We start from the raw sequence: 18,014 nt of genomic DNA on the forward strand, positions 1-18,014 counted from the left end.
TATATCCTTTATAAACTTATTTGTTTGACATCTTCGTAAGTTAAACTTTCTTTTTCTAGTAAAAGTTTAGCTAAATTTGCAATGAGTTCTTTTCGTGTTTTTAGAAATTCCTTCACTTCACTTTTTTCTTTTTCTAAATTTTTCTCTTCTATCATATTAAAGCTTAACATAAATTCGACAAGTTCTTTGATTTTCATAAAGTCTTGTTGTGAATTTGTGTAGCTTTCATTATATAAAAGTTTCATCGCCATAAAGCCTGCAAGGTGTGTTTTGATTTTATTTAAAAGCTCGGATTTTGATTTGATGTTGGATTCATATTCTTTAAAGCGGTCCTCAATGAGCGTGATTTTATCAAATTTCACATCAAAATAATACGCACATAAGGCTTTTGCCGCTTGGTAATGGGCTTGAATTTGTTTTTCTTTTTCGCTTAAATTTAGAATTTTTCTCTTGCCTAAAAGCACCTTATTTAAAACCGCGTAAAAATCATTATCCTCGACTAAATCGCTCCCCCGTCTTAACGCATTAATAGCGGCTTCATTGACAAGGGTTTCAAGTCCTGCACCACTAAAGCCTACGCTTAATTTAGCTATTTTTTCTAAATCAACTTGATTTTTCTTATTTTTCATATAAATTTCTAAAATTTTAAAGCGGTCTTTAAAGTCTGGTAAAGAAAGAAAAATGCGTCTATCAAAGCGTCCTGAACGCAGCAGTGCTTCGTCCATTAGTTCGATTTTATTTGTCGCGGCGATGACGATGACGCCGCTATTGTCCTCAAAGCCGTCCATTTGGGTTAAGAGTTGATTAAGCGTGCTATCTCTTTCGCCGTTTGAAAGCTCATTTCTAGCCTTACCCACTGCGTCAATCTCATCGATAAAAATGATGCTTGGCGCCATCATCTTAGCACGAGAGAAAAGTTCTCTCACCCTTTTTGCACCCATTCCTACATAAATTTCGACAAAACTTGAGCCTGATTGATAAAAAAAGGGCACTCCAGCCTCACCAGCCACAGCTTTTGCGATGAGTGTTTTACCAACTCCTGGTGGACCTATCATTAAAACGCCTTTTGGCATTTTGACGCCAAATTCTTTGTATTTTTGAGGATTTTTAAGAAAATCGACAAGCTCATTAAGTTCCATTTTGACTTCATTAACTCCTGCGACATCATTAAAGGTAACGCCTGAAATGACGGGCTTTATGGAGTTAAGTGGTTCTTGTAAAGAGGAAGTTTGGGTAGGATTTATGGGAAATTTTTGCATTTCTTTTTTGCGGCGAAAAAGATTAAAGCTTATTAACAAGGCTAATAAAAACACTAAAAAGATGAATAGTATCCAAGCGCTATAATCTCTTTTCACCTCCACAGGCACATTTGCTAAAAGCTCTTTAAGATCTACGCCGTCTTTTATGATGACATAATGATCTCCTGCGGCTTTGAGTAAAATTTCATCTCCATCAATAATGGCTTTTTGGATAAGCTTTTGCTCCAAAAGGCTTTGATATAGAGCTTTATCTATGAATTTGGGCTCATTTTTAAAATACACTATGGCTAAAAGCACACATAAAATCCCAAAAGAAAAAAGTATGATTTTGTTATTTTTCATTATATCCTCGTTTCGTTAAATTCCTCTTTGACTTCGTAATTTTCGATATTTAGCCACATTTTGCTTAATTCTTTTTCACTTTTGATTTTGATTTTATTAAAAAATTGATCATAGCCTTCATAAAAGCCGTTTTTTTCGCTTTCTATTAGCACTTCAAGTTTGACTTTATTTGCCTTTCTAAATTCAAAATTATTTTTTTGCACTATGGCTTTAAGGGTGTTAAGCCTTTCTTTAGCAAGGTCGCCTTTTATGGTATTTTTAAGGGTGGCGGAGTGGGTATTATTACGCGGAGAAAAGATAAAAGCGTGAAGATGAGTGAGCTTAAATTCTGTAAAATTTCTCAAAGCTTCTTGCCAAAGCTCCTCGCTTTCTCCGGGATGCCCTACGATAAAATCCGTCCCCAAAGCAAAGCCCTTAAAAGCAAGGGTTTGAAAAAGCTTTAAGTCATCTTTTGTATGACTTCTACGCCGCATAATGCGTAACATCGTCTCGCTTGTGTGTTGCAAAGCTATATGAAGATGTCTTTCAAGCAATTTTTCATCTAAAATTTCCATAAAACTTTCGTCAATTTGTGCAGGCTCTAAGCTCCCTAAACGAATGCGTTTTAGCCCTGAAATTTGCATCATTTTTTGTAAAAGTTTGCCTAAGCTTGTGCCGTCTTTTAAGCCGTAAGAGCCTATATTTGTGCCTGTTAGGACGATTTCTGTGTAGCCATTTTGAATTAAAATTTTAATTTGTTCTAATAAATCGCTTTCTTTGACGCTTCTTGACCTGCCGCGAACACTAGGTATTATGCAATAAGAGCAGTTAAAATCGCAGCCTTCTTGAATTTTCACAAAGGCTTTTGTGTGATTTTCATAATCTTTAACAATGTCCTTATCGATGAAATTTAAATTGCCAAGTTCATAAAAACGCTTTTTTTCTTTTAAAAATTCATTGATTTTAGCTTTATTTGACGCACCCAAAACACCAAAAATCGCCCCACCATCTAAAAGTTCCTTCCCCTTGCTAACTGCCGCACAGCCTGTTAAAATTACTTTAATATTGTTTTTCTTAAGATGATTGATATAAGTTTTTAAGCCGCTATCAGCACCATTTGTTACCGTGCAAGAATTAATAAGGACAATGTCGGCTTCTTTTTCATCATTTGTCAGCTCAAAGTCTTTAATATAGCCCTTTATTAGCTCACTATCATAAATATTTGTCCTGCAACCAAAGGTTTTTAAAAAAATTTTAGACATCAAAATCCTTTAAAAGCTCTTTTGGCATAGCATTTTGCCTTTTGTCTAAATAGAGATTTTGACTTGGATAGGCGATTTTAATATCCTCGTGTTTGACTAGTTCGGTAATTAATTCTTTGCTTATCACGCTTCTTAAATTTAATGCGGCATAAGAATTTGTCATATACCAAGCAGAAAGCCTTATCCCCCAGTGTTCGAAAAAAATGTAAATTTTAGGCTCGACTTTGGGATTTTTAATGCTATATTCATTTTGTAATCTATACATCGCTTTTTTGGCAAGTTCGGTATAGGGTTTGGCTTGTTTGGTAACGATTTGCTCCATAATGTCCTTAGCCTTTTCTAAATTTGAGTCAAAACTTATGGTAATATCAATGCCATCTAGCACGGTTTTCATTCCGTGATGGGTATAATTTGCGATTAATTGCGTAAAAACATAATTGTTTGGGATAAAGATAATCCGCCCACTGCGGCGATTTTTCATATAAGTTTCTAAGGTCAGGGTCTCATAAATGGTAATTCTTAAAAAAGAAATGTCAATAATATCGCCTATATAAGTGATGTCATTTTGTATCACTTTAATGCGGTCTCCCACTCTCATACTTCCGCCAAAAATAATCACGCACCACCCGAGCATAGACATAAACATATCCTTCATAGCGATGGCAAGTCCAGCCGATGCAAAGCCTAGTATAGTAACAAGATAAGTGATATTTTCTATATAAGCAAAAAGGAGAATTAAAAAGATGATGTTGATATTAATGAAATTAATCACCTTTGTAGCAGTGTAATAACGCTCATTGTCCTTAATGTATTTTTTAGCGATGAATTTTAAAGAAAAAGAGGCGATGATAACTAGGATAATGGCGATGAGGATATTGACCGCTCTTAGCGTTTGCACCTTAATTTCAGCATTAACGCGTGCAATCTCATCTTCGATCTTCTTCTCATACACAGAAAAAGACACTTGCGTAAATTGTAAAGCATTTTCAAATTCGCTTAATTTTTTGTTTGATTCTTTAAGAGCGTTTAAATTTGCTTTATTATTATCAAGCTTGAGTAGTTCCTTAAGCTCGATATTTTTTTCTTTAATTTTTAAAACTAAATTTTCAAATTCTTGGATCTTTAAAATATGTTCATCTCTTTCATCTTTTAATTTTTTAATGTGAGAAAAAGCACCGATGATGGCGAGTGGATTTGTGAGCTTGGGGAGAATTTCTATATTTTCATTAATGCTTAGACTTTGGGTAAAATTGAGATTTTTATAATCTTTTAAAAGTTTGAGTTGTTCTTCTAAATTTGCTATTTTACTCTGCGTAGCGTCTTTTTGTTCGTAGCTTAAATGCTCTTTGTCTAGCTCCTCTCTTAAAATGATAAGCTCATCACTGATTTGCTGATATTTGATGAAATTGTTATAGCGTATATTATAAATACTAGCATCGATAATGGTATTAAGCGTATTGATTTTAGTTTTGCTTTCTAAAATTAAGCTTGTATTAAGCTCAGCAAAGCAAAGCGTGGCTAAAAAAGCTAAGAAAATGATTTTTTTCATATAAAATGCTCCAAGCTTTTTAAAAGTATTGCTTTTGGTATATCTTCTTTTATAACGCCCCTGCCAAGTGGTGCGGCTAAGATGAAGCGAATTTTGTGATTTGCACTTTTTTTATCCAAAAAGAAGGCATTATAAAATTCGTGTATGTTTTGAATTTTATAATGTGTAGGTAGGGCGAATTTTTGCAGAATTTGCTCTATTCTTTCACACTCTTTTTGACTTAAAAGACCAAGTTCATAGCTTAAATGATTAGCCATATTTATACCTATGGCTACGGCTTCTCCGTGAAGATAGCTTTTATAATATGTCTCATTTTCTATGATATGAGCGAAAGTGTGTCCGTAATTAAGTAGCATTCTAACTCCACCTTCTTTTTCATCTTCGGCGACTATTTTGGATTTTAATTCTATGCTTTTTGCGATGATTTTGACTAAAATCGCATCAGCACATTTTGCTTGTAAAAATTCTTGTGCGTCAATTTTTTCTATAAAATCGAGCAAATCTGCCTCAAACATAATTGCCATTTTGATAAATTCTGCCAAACCAGCACTAAGCTCCCTTTGCCCTAAAGTCCTTAAAAACGCACTTTCACAATATACAGCCTTAGGTTGATAAAAAGTGCCGATGAGATTTTTACCAAAATGATTATTAACTCCCGTTTTACCGCCCACAGCCGCATCTACGCAAGCTAAAAGAGTGGTAGGGATATTTATAAATTCAATGCCCCTTTGATAAATGCTAGCTGCAAAACCCCCCATATCGCTTATCACGCCCCCACCAAAGCTAATTAAAAGGCTTTTTCTATCAAGCTTAATATTACACATTTGATTTAAAATTTCTTCAATGGTGCTTAAATTTTTATACTCTTCGCCGTCTTTAACACTGATGATAAAAAGCTCTTCGCACTTGATTTTTTCAAGCAAACTTTTAAGATGAAGTCCTGCGATTTTTGGATTAGTTAAAATGGCAACTTTACCTTTAAAATTTAAATTCAAACCCTCATCAATGAAGACTTTATAAGGATTTTTGACTTTTACTTCTACTTGCATTTTTTTCCTTGTCTAAAAAGCAAATTATAACAAGCTTTAGTCAATTTTTGGTTTTACTTTCATCGCATTTAAAAAGACACTAACGATAATGAGGCTAAAAGCGAAAAGCTCTAGAAAGCTATATTGTGTTTTAAGAAAGAAATACGACATAAAAGCCGCCGCTACTGGCTCAATACACGCTATCATACTAGCCCTTAATGCACCGATATACTCAACTCCCTTTAAATAAAGACAAAATGCTCCTATCGTGCCTATAAAAATGATCCCAGCCAAGGCTAAATAGCCCTTTAAATCAAAGTCATAAGAAGGAATTTTACCAAGCAGTAAAATGAGTAAAATTCCACTAGCAATTAAACTTGCCCAACCCATAAGTAAAAAAATGCCATATTTTTCTATGATATTTCTCGCACAAAGTGAGTAAAATGCTATCCCCAAAGCAGCACCCAAAGCCCAAAAAAGTCCCCAAAAGCTTATTTTAAATTCACTTAAATTCCCTCCTGTGGCGATTAAAAAAAGTGCGCTTAAGATGAGAATAAGGGCAAATATTTCAAGTGTTTTAGGCAAGATTTTGTTTTTAAAGCAAAGAAAAAGCATAATCATTAGAGGTGCGCTATATTGTATCATCGTAGCTGTGCCAGCATCCGTGTAGAAAATAGCCTTAAAATAGCCATATTGCGTTAGCAAAAGTCCAAAAAAAGCGTAGATTAAAAGAGAGAGTAAATGGCTTTTTTGCGTGAAAATTTGCCACTCAAAACGCTTTAAACTTACGATAATCAGCAAAATTCCTGTGCAAAAAAGGCGGTAAAAACTTACCCACTCAACACTATAATGATTTTCAAAAAGATATTCCGCTAACACCCCACTTACAGCCCAAAAAATCCCTCCCAAAACGACAAGAAAAACGCCCATTTTTGTCCTAAATTTAATGTATTTTTGCAATTATACACTAATTTTGGTTTTCAAACTCCTCACACATTTTTTCAAATTCCTTATAATACTTCCACGAATCTACGATGTCAGGACGCGTGGCTTTTAAATCTTTACTTTCATAATCAAGCACTCCTTTTAACTCTTTGCAACACGCTTCATTTTTTTTCAAATGCTCTAAAATATCCTCTGGTTTTAGCATTAGCTCATCTTCTAGCTTAATTCTTTCAAGCAATTTTTCATAAAAATTTTGGATATAATGAAAGGTTTTTTCATAAAGCTTATGATTCTTTAAAAGCTTTTTATAATCGCTCTTTAAAATATAAATGCCTAATTGATTTTGACTTTCTTTTAGTTCGAATTCTTTGCGAAGATCAAGCAAATTTTCATCTTTTTTTAAAATACTAAATTCTATTTTAATCTTACCAATTTTCAAAGTTAGAGGCAGTAAAAAGTGTAAATTTCCTGCAAACATATTTTTGACAAACATATTTTCTTGTTCTTCTGTTGAGAGCTTAATGTTAAAACCAAATTCTAAGGCTAATTTTTGCATAGTTTTTATGGTATTTTGACCCGTAAATTCTTTTACATCTAAGTATTTAAAATCAAGATAAGGAAAATGCTCTTTAAAGGTGTTCCATAAAAAGCATTGATTTTCTAAATGTTTATAAGTTGATGGAAAGTCATAGTTGTAAGGCTCTGGAGCTTTAATCACATCTTCAAAATTATGCTTCAAAGTAAATTCCTTAAGTTTAGCCCACGAAGTTCCCCATTTTCTACCATAGCAATGCTTAATAAGCTCAATGGGGTCTCGCACTAAAACTAAAGCTTTGACCTTTTTATCCATTAAAGACCATAATTTATTTCTATTTTCTATGCTACCATATAAAAGTTCGGAAGTATCGCTAATGCCTACTATATTATTATTTTCTTTAAGTAATCTTTGATAAAAATTATCATATCTTACTTCAGCTACCCCTCCATAAAAATATTCAATTAAATTAAATTGTGCTGACCAAAATAAAAAATGATTCATCGCTAAAGCTCCAGCTCCGTGTGAAAACATCAACACAAACTCATACCTCCTCGGCAAAGGCAAATTCATCTCCCAAGCTTTTTCAGCAGGAATTTTCTCATAATTTAAAATATAATTTTCATCATTAAGCTTGTCAGGGTTTAATAAAGGAGGATAAGGGTGATTAATATCTTCATATTTTTCTTTAAATTCTTTAGAATTAAGCCATAAAGAAACTTCATCAAAATGCTCTAATACAAAAGCCTTATTTAACACAATGACTTCATTTAAAGCCTCATAATGTGTAAGTAAATTTTCTATCAAAGCATAGTTTTTAATAAAAAAATCAAAATCTTCTTCATTTTTAAATTTCAGTTTATCTTTGAGCCTATAAACCCTACTTTCTTTTAAGGCTTTAAATTCTTTTTTAGCTTGTTTGATTTTGCCATAAAGATTAAAATAGGATGCCTTGCTTAATAGAATTTTTCCTAAACGATAGCTTAAATGTGTTTTTACCCATAAAGCTTCATTAAAATCAAAACATTGTCTAAGGGGAGGATAGGCTAGATCTGCTCTTGCAAGCTCAAGTGTTTTTCTAAATTGAGTGAGTTTATGATGAGTTTTTTTGATATGGTAGAGTTTAAAGAGTAAGGATATTATACCCCCCCCCCCCCCCCGTGTTATATTTGATTAATTCTTGACCAAGTTTATAAGAAAGATGATTTTTGATTCTTTGTATGGCTGAGTTTGGATTGGTGATCATAATGCTTCCTTGTTTTTAAGATAAATGAGAGGGGATTATATCAAAAAAAAAATGAAATCAATGCTGTTTAAGTTTAAAAAAAATCATATTTTATTCACAGGCTTTTCACGCTGTGAAAATTGCCTTAAGATACTATAAAATAGAGCTTTAAGTTTTGAAAAATATGAAAAAAAATTTATTGTTTTTTAAGTTTTATTATGAATTTGTGAAAAATCGTATTTCAATCAAGCTTTAAAACAAATTTAAATAATCTTAAAGTATCATTGCAAAATTATTTTGCATAAAGGAGAATTAATGTTATCAAGTGAAGTGGTGAAGCTTTTAAATGAGCAAATTAACAAAGAAATGTATGCTGCAAATTTGTATCTTGCTATGAGTTCTTGGTGCTATGAAAATAGTTTTGAAGGTGCGGGAGCGTTTTTGTTTGCCCACGCGAGTGAGGAGAGTGAGCATGCTAAACGCCTTATTACTTATCTTAATGAGACAGATTCTAAGGTCGAGCTTGAGGCTGTAGGAAAGCCTGAACAAAATTTTGCCTCTTTGCTTGATGTTTTTGAAAAAACTTTCGCACACGAGCAAGGTATCACTAAGTCTATCAATAATCTAGTCGACCATATGTTGGCGCACAAGGATTATGCGACTTTTAATTTCTTGCAGTGGTATGTGAGTGAGCAGCACGAGGAGGAGGCTCTTTTTCGTGGGATAGTCGATAAAATCAAGCTTATGAGTGATAATGGCAATGGACTTTACCTAGCCGATCAATACATTAAAACTTTAATAGCTGATAAGTCCTAAATTTAGGACTTATCAGATTTTTTATGATTTATTTTTCTTTAGAATTCAGCATTTTAATGATAGTGTTTTTTGCCTGCTATTGGTTTTTTAAAGATAGCTTTAGACTGCAAAATGCTATGATTTTGTGTTTTTCTTATTGTGTTTATAGTTTGATTAATCCGCTTTTTTCGCTGATTTTACTTGTTTATACCTTTTTTATTCATTATTTTGCTCTTTTAATTTTTGTGAGGCGTAAAAAATACATTTTTTTAACTTGTCTATTTTTTGTAATTTTAAATCTTTGCGTGTTTAAGTATTTCCCTAGTATTAAGGGCGATTTGGATACGCTTTTATTTTATCTTGGTTTGGATTTTATTAATTTTGATATTATTTTTCCTATCGGTATAAGTTTTTATGTGTTTAATTCTATAACCTATCTTGTCAGCGTTTATAAAAATCATAAGCTGGTAAGCTTTTTTGACCTTGCTTTTTATCTTTCTTTTTTCCCAACATTGCTTTTAGGTCCTATTATGAGGAGCGATTATTTCTTCTCTCAAGCCCATCAAACGCGTGAATTTAAAAATGCAAATCTTATCATCGTTTTGCTACTTTTTGGGATTGTTAAGAAGGTTTTGATTGCGAATTATTTGGGGATTTATGCGAAAAAAATTCTTAATGATCCAAGCTCTTATAATTTTGCCGAGCTTTTAAGTGCGATTTACGCTTATGCGGTGCAAATTTATTGTGATTTTAGCGGTTATGTGGATTTAGTTTGTGCTTTTGCTTTGATGTTAGGCTTTATTTTACCGATTAATTTTAATATGCCTTATCTTGCGAGAAATCTTAAGGATTTTTGGGCGAGGTGGCACATTAGTCTTTCGACTTTTATAAGAGATTATATTTATATTCCTTTAGGGGGTAATAAAAAGGGCTTGGTTAGGACAAATGTTAATATACTTATCGCTTTTATACTTTCTGGAATTTGGCACGGAAATACGATTAATTTTCTCATTTGGGGTATTTTGCACGGCTTTGGAGTTGTGTTTTTACATTTGGTAGCTCTCACGCCTTTTAGTCTTAAAAAATTTGCCTTTGTGGGGCGTTTTATAACCTTTCATTTTGTTTGTTTTGCGTGGATCTTTTTTTATTATAAGGACTTAAATGAAGCTCTTGATTATCTTAATTCTTGCTATGAGAATTTTTTCTTACCTTTAAAATATGAGGATATTTATATTTTAATTGCCTTTGTAGTGCTTTTCATCACCTATCCTTTGTTTATTAATTTTAAGGATTATTGTGTGAGAATTTTAAATCTTACGCCGTTTTTGCTAAAGCCTTTCATCATCGCTTTTATTTTACTTTTGGTGTTTGCTTTTATGCCAAGCGGAATGCCTGAATTTATTTATTCGAGTTTTTAATGCAAGTTATTAAATTTTTATTTATCTTGATTGTGGTTTTTGTTTTGGTCGTTTTGGTGATGAATAAAAGCATTAGTTCTTATTTAGAGCAAAAATATCACATTATTTTTTATCCACAAAATGACATTTTAAACGAAGCAAATGCCTTAAAAGTTAAGCTCGAGCAGGTGCGTATGATTTTGAGTAATGAAAGCATAAACACAGAATTTGAAACGGAAAAAGAAGAAAATTTAAATGTCAAAGAAGAGCAGAATTTAAGCCTAGCTTTAGAAAAGCCTGAAGCTATCATAGAGCCTGAAGCAAATATTAGTTTTATTGATAATACCAAATTTGAAATTAGCCTTAATGAGGAATTTTTACTCATAGGCGATTCTTTAATGCAAGGCGTTGCGGTGGCGTTAAATAAGGACTTGAAAAAATTAGGCTTAAAGGTTGTGGATTTAAGTAAGCAAAATACAGGACTTTCTTATAAGTCTTATTTTGACTGGGCTAAGGAGACGACTAAGACCTTGCAAAATAATAAAAATATTAAATATTTGGTTGTTTTGCTTGGGGCGAATGACCCTTGGGACATTAAAAAGGGCGGAATTTATCATCGTTTTAATTCTAAATCGTGGCTTGAAATTTACACCCAAAGGGTTGATGAAATTTTAAAAATCGCCACAGAACACAATATAAAAGTTTTATGGTATGAAATCCCCCCTGTAAAAAAGGAGGATTTAAATAAAAAACTTAGTATTTTAAATCAAATTTATAGCCAAGAAATCTTAAAAAATAAGGGCATTTTTATTAATACTAAGCTCTTTTTTAGTAAAAATGACGCTTATTCAGCCTATATCAAAAATGAAAATAATAAAAGCATTAAAGTAAGAAGTGATGATGGGGTGCATTTTACGCCAAGTGGAGCAAAAGAAATGTCAAAACTTCTGCTTGAATATATCAAATTAAAGGATAATAATGCGAGTTTTTAGGCTTTTGATTCTTATTTTAAGCCTTAGCTTAAGTCTTAAGGCGGATTTAAATGAAGAAATTGAAAGCATTTTAAAGCAAAGTACGGATTCTAAGGCTTTTAAAAATTATGTTGCAAAAAAAGATCTTAAAAAACTTGAGAAAAAATACAAAGCAAAAAAGGACTTTGGCATACGAATTTACGGCGATTCTCATATGGCGGCGGATTTTTTCCCTAGAGTGATAAGGGATTATTTATTACGCTCAAATGCCGTTGGTTTTGCCTATGCTTTACAGCCTAAATACCAGCAAAATCTTAATTTAACTTATGAATTTAAAAATTTTAGCCTTTTAAATTCTAAAAATGATAAGCAGCATAATTACCCCTTAGGAGGTATCATTGCAAGAGCCGATAAAAAGGGTGCCATAATTAAATTAAATACTAAGTTAGAAACAAAGGAATTTAAGGTTGGCTTTCTTTTTAAAGCTCCATTTTCTCAAAATGCTTTTAGCGTAAAAGATGCGAAAGATAAAAGCTTTATTCTACGCTCAAATGCTAAGGATAAATGGTCGTATAAAGAAGTCATTTCCACTTTTCCCTTAAAAATTACTGCCTTACAAGAAAAAGCCGAGCTTGGAGGCTATTTCATAATGGATAAAAATGAGCGTAATATCTTCTTAGATACCATAGCGATTAATGGTGCAAGAAGCGATTTGTGGAAAGACTGGAATTTAGATGTTGTGAAAAAAGAATTAGGCGTTTTAAAAAATGACTTAATTATTCTTGCTTATGGCTCAAATGATGCCTTATTAAAGGACTTTAATGCGGTGGAATTTAAGAAAAATTATAAAGATTTTTTTAAAATTTTAAGAAGGGAAAATAAAAATGCCATTTTTATACTTATATCCCCTCCAACCGTAACGCAAAAAAAGGGTAAAAACTATATCTTAAGCCCTAATTTTCACGCTGTTAAAAAGGCTATTTATGAATTAGCTAAGGAGGAAAAAACGCTTTTGTTTGATATGCACGAATTTATGCAAGAAAGTGGCACTAAAGCCCTTTGGATAGAAAAAAAACTTTCTTTAAAAGATGTGCATTTAAGCGTTAAAGGTTATGAGCTTATGGCGAAAAAAATGCTTGATGAGCTTAGAAAATTTTTTGATTAGTGAAATTATTTTAAGGAAAATAGATGTTATTAATTGCGATTTTATGTCTTTATACGGCTTTTTTTGCTTTGATTTCTTATCTACAAATTCGTTTTTTGGAGCAAGAAAGAGAGAAAAAGGCAGAAATTTTAAATGAGGAAGAGTATAAAAGGGCGGCAGATATTGCCATTGAAAATGAAAAATTTGAACTTTTTTCTAATTTTTATAGCCTTATCATCAATATAGCTTGGCTTGGCTTTGGCTTTGCCTATCTTAAAAGTCTTTTGATTAGCGAAAATTCAAAGCTTGAAAATACCTTATTTTTATTAGCTTTTTTGGTGCTAATGGCTTTATTTAATTTGCCTTTAAGCATTTATAAAGATTTTGTGAAAAATAAAGCACAAGGCTTTTCAAATATGAGCGTGAGCCTTTTTATAAAAGATAGTTTGAAATCTTTAGCCTTGCTTCTTATCTTTGGTTTTGCAATTATTTATGTTTTGCTTTTATGCTATGAATTTTTGGGAGCTTTATGGTGGCTTGGGGCTTTTGCTTTTTCTTTTTGTGTGATTTTAGTGATCAATCTTATCTATCCCACTTTAATCGCCCCACTTTTTAATAAAATGCAAAAGCTTGATGATGAAAATTTATTAAGTAAAATTGAAAATTTAATGAAACAATGTGGCTTTAGTGCAAACGGCGTTTATGTCATCGATGCAAGTAAGAGAGATAAGAGGCTTAATGCTTATTTTGGCGGACTTTTTAAGAGCAAAAGAGTGGTGCTTTTTGACACGCTTTTAAAGGCTTTGGGTGAAAAAGAGCTTTTAGCCGTTTTGGGACACGAGCTTGGACATTTTGTGCATAAGGATATTTTAAAAGCCCTTATAAGTGGAGCTTTGATGCTTTTTATACTTTTCTTTCTTTTTGCTAATTTGCCTGAATTTTTTTACACTCAAAGTGGTTTAGAGGGCGTTAATGCAGGCATTTTTGCTCTTTTGCTTATTTTTGGCTCTATTTTTACTTCTCTTGTGTCTCCTTTACTCAATCTTTTAAGCCGTAAAAATGAATTTGCGGCTGATTTACACGGAGCAAAATTAAGCTCAAAAGAAGATATGAAAAATGCTCTCATCGCCCTTGCGAAGGAAAATAAAGCCTTTGTGAAAACAAGTAAAATTTATACTATTTTTCATCTTTCACATCCTAGCATTAGCGAGAGACTTAAGGCACTTTCTTGAAAATTAAAGAGGCTTTAAGTCTTGCTAAAATAGAGCTTAAAGAAAAGGCTAATGAGGCTTTATTTATCTTATGTGAGCTTTTGCAAAAGGACAGAACTTGGCTTTTTTTAAATGAAAATTTGGACTTTGATGAGAGTGAGTATTTTGAGCTTATAAGGCGTTTTAAGGAGGGTGAGCCTTATGAATATCTTTTTAAAAAAGCAGATTTTTACGGCTTGGAATTTTACATCGAAAAGGGCGTTTTAATCCCGCGTTATGATAGTGAAATTTTACTTGTTAAGCTTTTGGAATTAGTCCAAAAAGAAAAATTACAAAATGCCCTTGAAATAGGCTTTGGAAGTGGTGTTTTAAGCATTATTTTAGCGAAGAATTTAAAGTTTAATATTAAGGCTTGTGATATTAATGAAAAGGCTTTAAAAATCGCCCTTAAAAATGCTAAAAAACACGAAGTTTTAATCGATTTTGTTTTAAGTGATTTTGAAAAGCTTGATGTAAAGGAGGATGAGTTTGACTTGATTTTTTCAAATCCTCCCTATATTAAAAATTCCTATCCTCTTGATAAATGGGTGCAAAATGAGCCTAAAAACGCTCTTTTGGGGGGAGAGAAGGGTTATGAAATTTTAGAAAAAATCATCATCTTTGCTTATCAAAAAGAAGCGAAATTTCTAGCTTGTGAATTTGGCTACGATCAAAAAGAAATTTTAAGTCAAATTTTAGAAAAATACAATTTTAAGGCTGAATTTTTTAAAGATGAAAATGGCTTTGATAGGGCTTTTGTCGCAAAAAGGACTTAATTTAGCTAAAATATTAAAAACGAAAGGAAAATAATGCAAATTACAATATTAAAATCTAAAATTCACAGAGCCACTGTGAGTGAGGCGAGACTTGATTATGTGGGGAGTATTAGCATAGATGAGGAGCTTCTTAAAGCAAGTGGAATGCTTGAGTATGAAAAGGTGCAAGTGGTTAATGTCAATAACGGCGCAAGGTTTGAGACCTATACCATAGCGACTAAAGAAAAAGGAGCGATTTGTCTTAATGGTGCTGCGGCTAGACAGGTGCAAGTGGGTGATAAAATTATCATTATGGCGTATGCGAATTTAGAGGAGAAAGAATTAAAAGAGCATAAGCCAAAGGTTGTTTTTGTCGATGAAAATAACGCCATTACTAAAATAAGCCATTATGAAACGCACGGAGAATTGTTTTAAATTCACAAAAAATTCACTTTAGCCAAGTAGAATAGACACATCAAGGTGGAATAATGAAGAAAAAATTAATTGCTAGTTTGCTTATTTGTATCGTGCTGTGTTTTGGAATTTGGGTTTATTTTTATTTTTCTGCGGAAAAAGTGGAGTATCTCACGCAAAAAATTTCACGCAAAAATATCTCTCAAACCATAGAGGCTGTGGGTAAGGTCTATGCTAAAGAGCAAGTTGATGTCGGTGCGCAAGTTAGCGGACAAATCATAAAACTTTATGTTGATGTGGGGGATAGGGTTAAGCAGGGAGATTTGATTGCTCAAATTGATAAGGATAAGCAGCAAAATGACCTTGACATCACTAAGGCTAGACTTGAGAGTGCAAGGGCGAATTTGGAGAGTAAAAAAGTCGCCCTAAATATCGCCTCTAAGCAGTATGTAAGAGAGCAAAAGCTTTATGCTAAAAATGCGACTTCGCTTGAAAGCCTTGAAACACTTAAGGATAATTATTTTGCCCTTAAGGCGTCTGTGGCGGCTTTAAATGCGGAGGTGATTGAGCTTGAAATCACACTTAAAAACGCGCAAAAAGATTTGGATTATACCATTATCACCGCTCCTATGGATGGAGTGATAATCAATGTCGCGGTTGATGAGGGGCAAACCGTTAATGCGAATCAAAATACACCGACCCTTGTAAGAATTGCCAATTTAGAACAAATGGAAGTGAAAATGGAAATCGCAGAAGCTGATGTGAGTAAAATTAAAATCGGCACTAAGCTTGAGTTTTCTTTGCTAAGTAATCCTGAAAAAACTTATGAAGCACAAATTGCTAGCATAGACCCAGCCGATACGCAAATTAGCGATTCAAATTCGCAGCAAAATAGCTCCAATAGTTCAAATTCCACGAGTAATGCCATTTATTATTATGCGAAATTTTTTGTGGATAATAAGAACGATTTATTGCGTATAGGTATGAGCATACAAAATGAGATTGTGGTCGCTCACGCACAAAATGTCCTTGCTGTGCCAACTTATGCGATTAAAAGCGATCATGGGGGCTATTTTGTCGAAATTTTAGAAAAGGATAGGGTGCGTAAGGCTTATGTCAAGCTTGGTATAAAAGATGCGTTAAATACCGAAATTTTAGACGGCGTGAGTGAGGGAGAGAATTTAATCATCTCTTCAAGTCTTGAAGCCTTAGCTCCAGCGATGAAATTTGGATTTTAATGATAAAGCTTGAAAATATCAGCAAAAAAATAGGGCAAAATACTATTTTAAAGCAGATTAATTTACAAATAGAAAAGGGCGAATTTGTCGCTATTATCGGGCAAAGTGGGAGTGGAAAAACCTCGCTTTTAAACATTATAGGAACGCTTGATGAGCCAAGTGGAGGGCGTTTTTTCTTTGAAAATTATGAGCTAACAAATTTAAACAAGGACGAAAAGGCAAGATTAAGGCGTGAGAAAATAGGCTTTATCTTTCAGCGTTATAATTTATTACCTCTTTTAAGTGCGAAAGAAAATGTCGCTTTGCCAAGCGTTTATGCGGGTAAAAAAAGCGAAGAGAGAAATCAAAGAGCCACAAACTTGCTTGAAAATTTGGAACTTTCTCACAAAATCAATTCTAAGCCTAATGAATTAAGCGGCGGACAGCAGCAAAGAGTCAGCATAGCAAGGGCTTTGATGAACGGCGGAGAGTTAATTTTAGCTGATGAGCCAACGGGAGCACTTGATAGTAAAAGTGGGGTAATGGTGCTTGAAATTTTACAAAAGCTCAACGCTCAAGGACACACCATTATACTAGTAACGCACGACCCAAAAATCGCCGCAAAGGCAGGGCGTGTGATAGAGATAAAAGACGGCGAAATTTTAAGCGATACTAAGCAAAATTCAAATATGAGAGAATTTGAAATTAAAACGATGTTAAAAGAAAAAAAGAGTTTCAATTTGCTTAAAAATCAAGTCTTTGAATGCTTTAAAATCGCCTATTCTTCCATTATAGCACATAAGTTAAGATCGCTTTTGACTATGCTTGGTATTATCATAGGCATAGCCTCTGTGGTTTGTGTAGTCGCACTTGGACTTGGCTCACAAGCTAAGGTTTTACAAACGACTTCATCTCTAGGCACAAATACCATAGAAATAAGACCCGGACGGGGTTTTGGAGATTTGCGTTCGGGAAGAACAAGGCTTAATTTTAGCGATTTAGAAACACTAAGAAGTTTAGAATACTTAGAGGCAGTGGAAGCGAGTGAGGGGACTTCTGGGGTGCTAACCTACACAAACAAGTCTTTAAACGCAAGGGCTGAGGGTGTGGGGGTAAATAGCTTTAATATGGACGGCTTAAAGCTTGAAGTGGGGCGAATTTTAGACGAGAAGGATTTAAGTGAGAGTGCTAATGTGGCTGTGCTTGATTTTAACGCGAAGAAAAACATTTTCCCTAATGTAAAAAGTGAGGAGCTTTTGGGTAAGATTGTGATTTTTAATTCTACGCCTTTTAAAATCATAGGCATTTTACAAAAGGACACAAGGCGTCCTATTAGTGATAATATAGTCCGCCTTTATATCCCTTATACGACTTTGATGAATAAATTAACAGGAGATAGAAAATTAAGAGAAATCATCGTAAAAGTAAAAGATGATGTGAGTTCTAGCTTGGCTGAAAATGCTATTATAAGGGTTTTGGAGCTTAAAAGAGGGCAAAGGGACTTTTTCACTTTTAATATCGATAGTTTTAAAGAAGCCATCACGGCGAATAAACGCACAACGACCATTTTAACCATTTGCGTAGCACTTATTGCTTTAGTCGTGGGTGGTATAGGCGTGATGAATATTATGCTAGTGTCTGTGAGTGAGAGAACGAGGGAAATTGGCATAAGAATGGCAGTAGGAGCAAGAAGAGAGGATATTTTAATGCAGTTTTTAATCGAAGCTGTGATGATATGCGTTATCGGTGCTTTTATGGGGGTGGCGCTTTCTTTTGGAGTGATTTTTGTTTTTAATCTTTTTGCGAGTGATTTTTTGATGATATTTTCAGGGAGTGCTGTGCTAACTGGGCTTTTAAGCTCTGTTTTAATCGGGCTTATTTTTGGTTTTTTTCCTGCAAAAAATGCAGCAAATTTAAATCCCATTAACGCTCTGTCAAAGGAATAAG

16 protein-coding genes and 1 pseudogene are annotated in these 18,014 nt (G+C 33.4%); 9 read left to right on the forward strand and 8 right to left on the reverse strand.

Translation table 11 applies throughout. From position 1 onward, the window contains the following. Nucleotides 1-8: 8 nt before the first annotated feature. The 8 genes and pseudogenes from EL158_RS02835 to EL158_RS02865 form a co-directional block, all read right to left on the reverse strand. Nucleotides 9-1,601, reverse strand: coding sequence for an AAA family ATPase (locus tag EL158_RS02835; protein ID WP_027304157.1), 1,593 nt, complete (start codon nt 1,599-1,601; stop codon nt 9-11). Further along, entirely contained in the window at nt 1,601-2,842 is a 1,242-nt protein-coding gene (gene mtaB / locus EL158_RS02840; RefSeq protein WP_027304158.1) for a tRNA (N(6)-L-threonylcarbamoyladenosine(37)-C(2))-methylthiotransferase MtaB, read from the reverse strand. The genes EL158_RS02835 and mtaB overlap by 1 nt, the downstream gene beginning before the upstream one ends. Continuing rightward, a complete protein-coding gene (locus EL158_RS02845; protein ID WP_027304159.1) occupies nt 2,835-4,391 on the reverse strand; it encodes a mechanosensitive ion channel domain-containing protein in 1,557 nt (518 codons plus the stop codon). Before EL158_RS02845 ends, mtaB begins: the two co-directional genes overlap by 8 nt. Then, the gene (gene aroB / locus EL158_RS02850; RefSeq protein WP_027304160.1) at nt 4,388-5,440 is read right to left on the reverse strand and encodes a 3-dehydroquinate synthase; all 1,053 of its coding nucleotides are present in this window, start codon (nt 5,438-5,440) and stop codon (nt 4,388-4,390) included. The genes EL158_RS02845 and aroB overlap by 4 nt, the downstream gene beginning before the upstream one ends. 36 nt (nt 5,441-5,476) lie before the next feature. Then, a complete protein-coding gene (locus EL158_RS02855; RefSeq protein ID WP_027304161.1) occupies nt 5,477-6,349 on the reverse strand; it encodes a DMT family transporter in 873 nt (290 codons plus the stop codon). A 37-nt stretch (nt 6,350-6,386) separates the two neighbouring features. Then, complete coding sequence (locus tag EL158_RS02860) at nt 6,387-7,706, reverse strand: DUF2972 domain-containing protein (protein ID WP_126361474.1); 1,320 nt, start codon at nt 7,704-7,706, stop codon at nt 6,387-6,389. Between the two features lie 150 nt (nt 7,707-7,856). Continuing rightward, nucleotides 7,857-8,066, reverse strand: a pseudogene (locus EL158_RS09000) (DUF8374 domain-containing protein); the annotation flags it as partial. Beyond that, nucleotides 8,023-8,145 carry a sugar transferase gene (locus EL158_RS02865; protein ID WP_232008202.1) on the reverse strand — a complete coding sequence of 41 codons (123 nt, stop codon included), beginning with the start codon at nt 8,143-8,145 and terminating at the stop codon, nt 8,023-8,025. The pseudogene EL158_RS09000 and the gene EL158_RS02865, both read right to left, overlap by 44 nt. 294 nt (nt 8,146-8,439) lie before the next feature. On the opposite strand from EL158_RS02865, the gene EL158_RS02870 reads away from it, so the two are divergent. From EL158_RS02870 to EL158_RS02910, 9 genes are read left to right on the forward strand one after another with little or no spacing between them, the layout of a single operon-like run. Continuing rightward, nucleotides 8,440-8,940, forward strand: a complete 501-nt coding sequence (locus EL158_RS02870; protein WP_027304776.1) for a ferritin — start codon at nt 8,440-8,442, stop codon at nt 8,938-8,940. 23 nt (nt 8,941-8,963) lie between these two features. Beyond that, nucleotides 8,964-10,337: an MBOAT family O-acyltransferase gene (locus EL158_RS02875; protein WP_027304775.1), complete on the forward strand. Its 1,374-nt coding sequence runs from the start codon at nt 8,964-8,966 to the stop codon at nt 10,335-10,337. Beyond that, nucleotides 10,337-11,308 carry an SGNH/GDSL hydrolase family protein gene (locus EL158_RS02880; protein WP_027304774.1) on the forward strand — a complete coding sequence of 324 codons (972 nt, stop codon included), beginning with the start codon at nt 10,337-10,339 and terminating at the stop codon, nt 11,306-11,308. Before EL158_RS02875 ends, EL158_RS02880 begins: the two co-directional genes overlap by 1 nt. Beyond that, complete coding sequence (locus tag EL158_RS02885) at nt 11,289-12,452, forward strand: GDSL-type esterase/lipase family protein (protein WP_027304773.1); 1,164 nt, start codon at nt 11,289-11,291, stop codon at nt 12,450-12,452. The genes EL158_RS02880 and EL158_RS02885 overlap by 20 nt, the downstream gene beginning before the upstream one ends. A gap of 23 nt (nt 12,453-12,475) precedes the next feature. Next, entirely contained in the window at nt 12,476-13,663 is a 1,188-nt protein-coding gene (locus EL158_RS02890) for a M48 family metallopeptidase (RefSeq protein ID WP_027304772.1), read from the forward strand. Next, on the forward strand, nt 13,660-14,457 hold the full coding sequence (locus EL158_RS02895; protein WP_027304771.1) for a HemK/PrmC family methyltransferase: 798 nt from the start codon (nt 13,660-13,662) through the stop codon (nt 14,455-14,457). Before EL158_RS02890 ends, EL158_RS02895 begins: the two co-directional genes overlap by 4 nt. 33 nt (nt 14,458-14,490) lie before the next feature. Continuing rightward, nucleotides 14,491-14,871, forward strand: coding sequence for an aspartate 1-decarboxylase (gene panD, locus EL158_RS02900; protein ID WP_027304770.1), 381 nt, complete (start codon nt 14,491-14,493; stop codon nt 14,869-14,871). Nucleotides 14,872-14,924: 53 nt separating this feature from the next. Next, on the forward strand, nt 14,925-16,088 hold the full coding sequence (locus tag EL158_RS02905) for an efflux RND transporter periplasmic adaptor subunit (RefSeq protein WP_027304769.1): 1,164 nt from the start codon (nt 14,925-14,927) through the stop codon (nt 16,086-16,088). Next, nucleotides 16,088-18,013, forward strand: coding sequence for a MacB family efflux pump subunit (locus EL158_RS02910; protein WP_027304768.1), 1,926 nt, complete (start codon nt 16,088-16,090; stop codon nt 18,011-18,013). Before EL158_RS02905 ends, EL158_RS02910 begins: the two co-directional genes overlap by 1 nt. The last annotated feature ends 1 nt before the right edge of the window (nt 18,014 follow it).

It is taken from the genome of Campylobacter upsaliensis (assembly GCF_900637395.1).
Classification (GTDB): Bacteria; Campylobacterota; Campylobacteria; order Campylobacterales; family Campylobacteraceae; genus Campylobacter_D; species Campylobacter_D upsaliensis.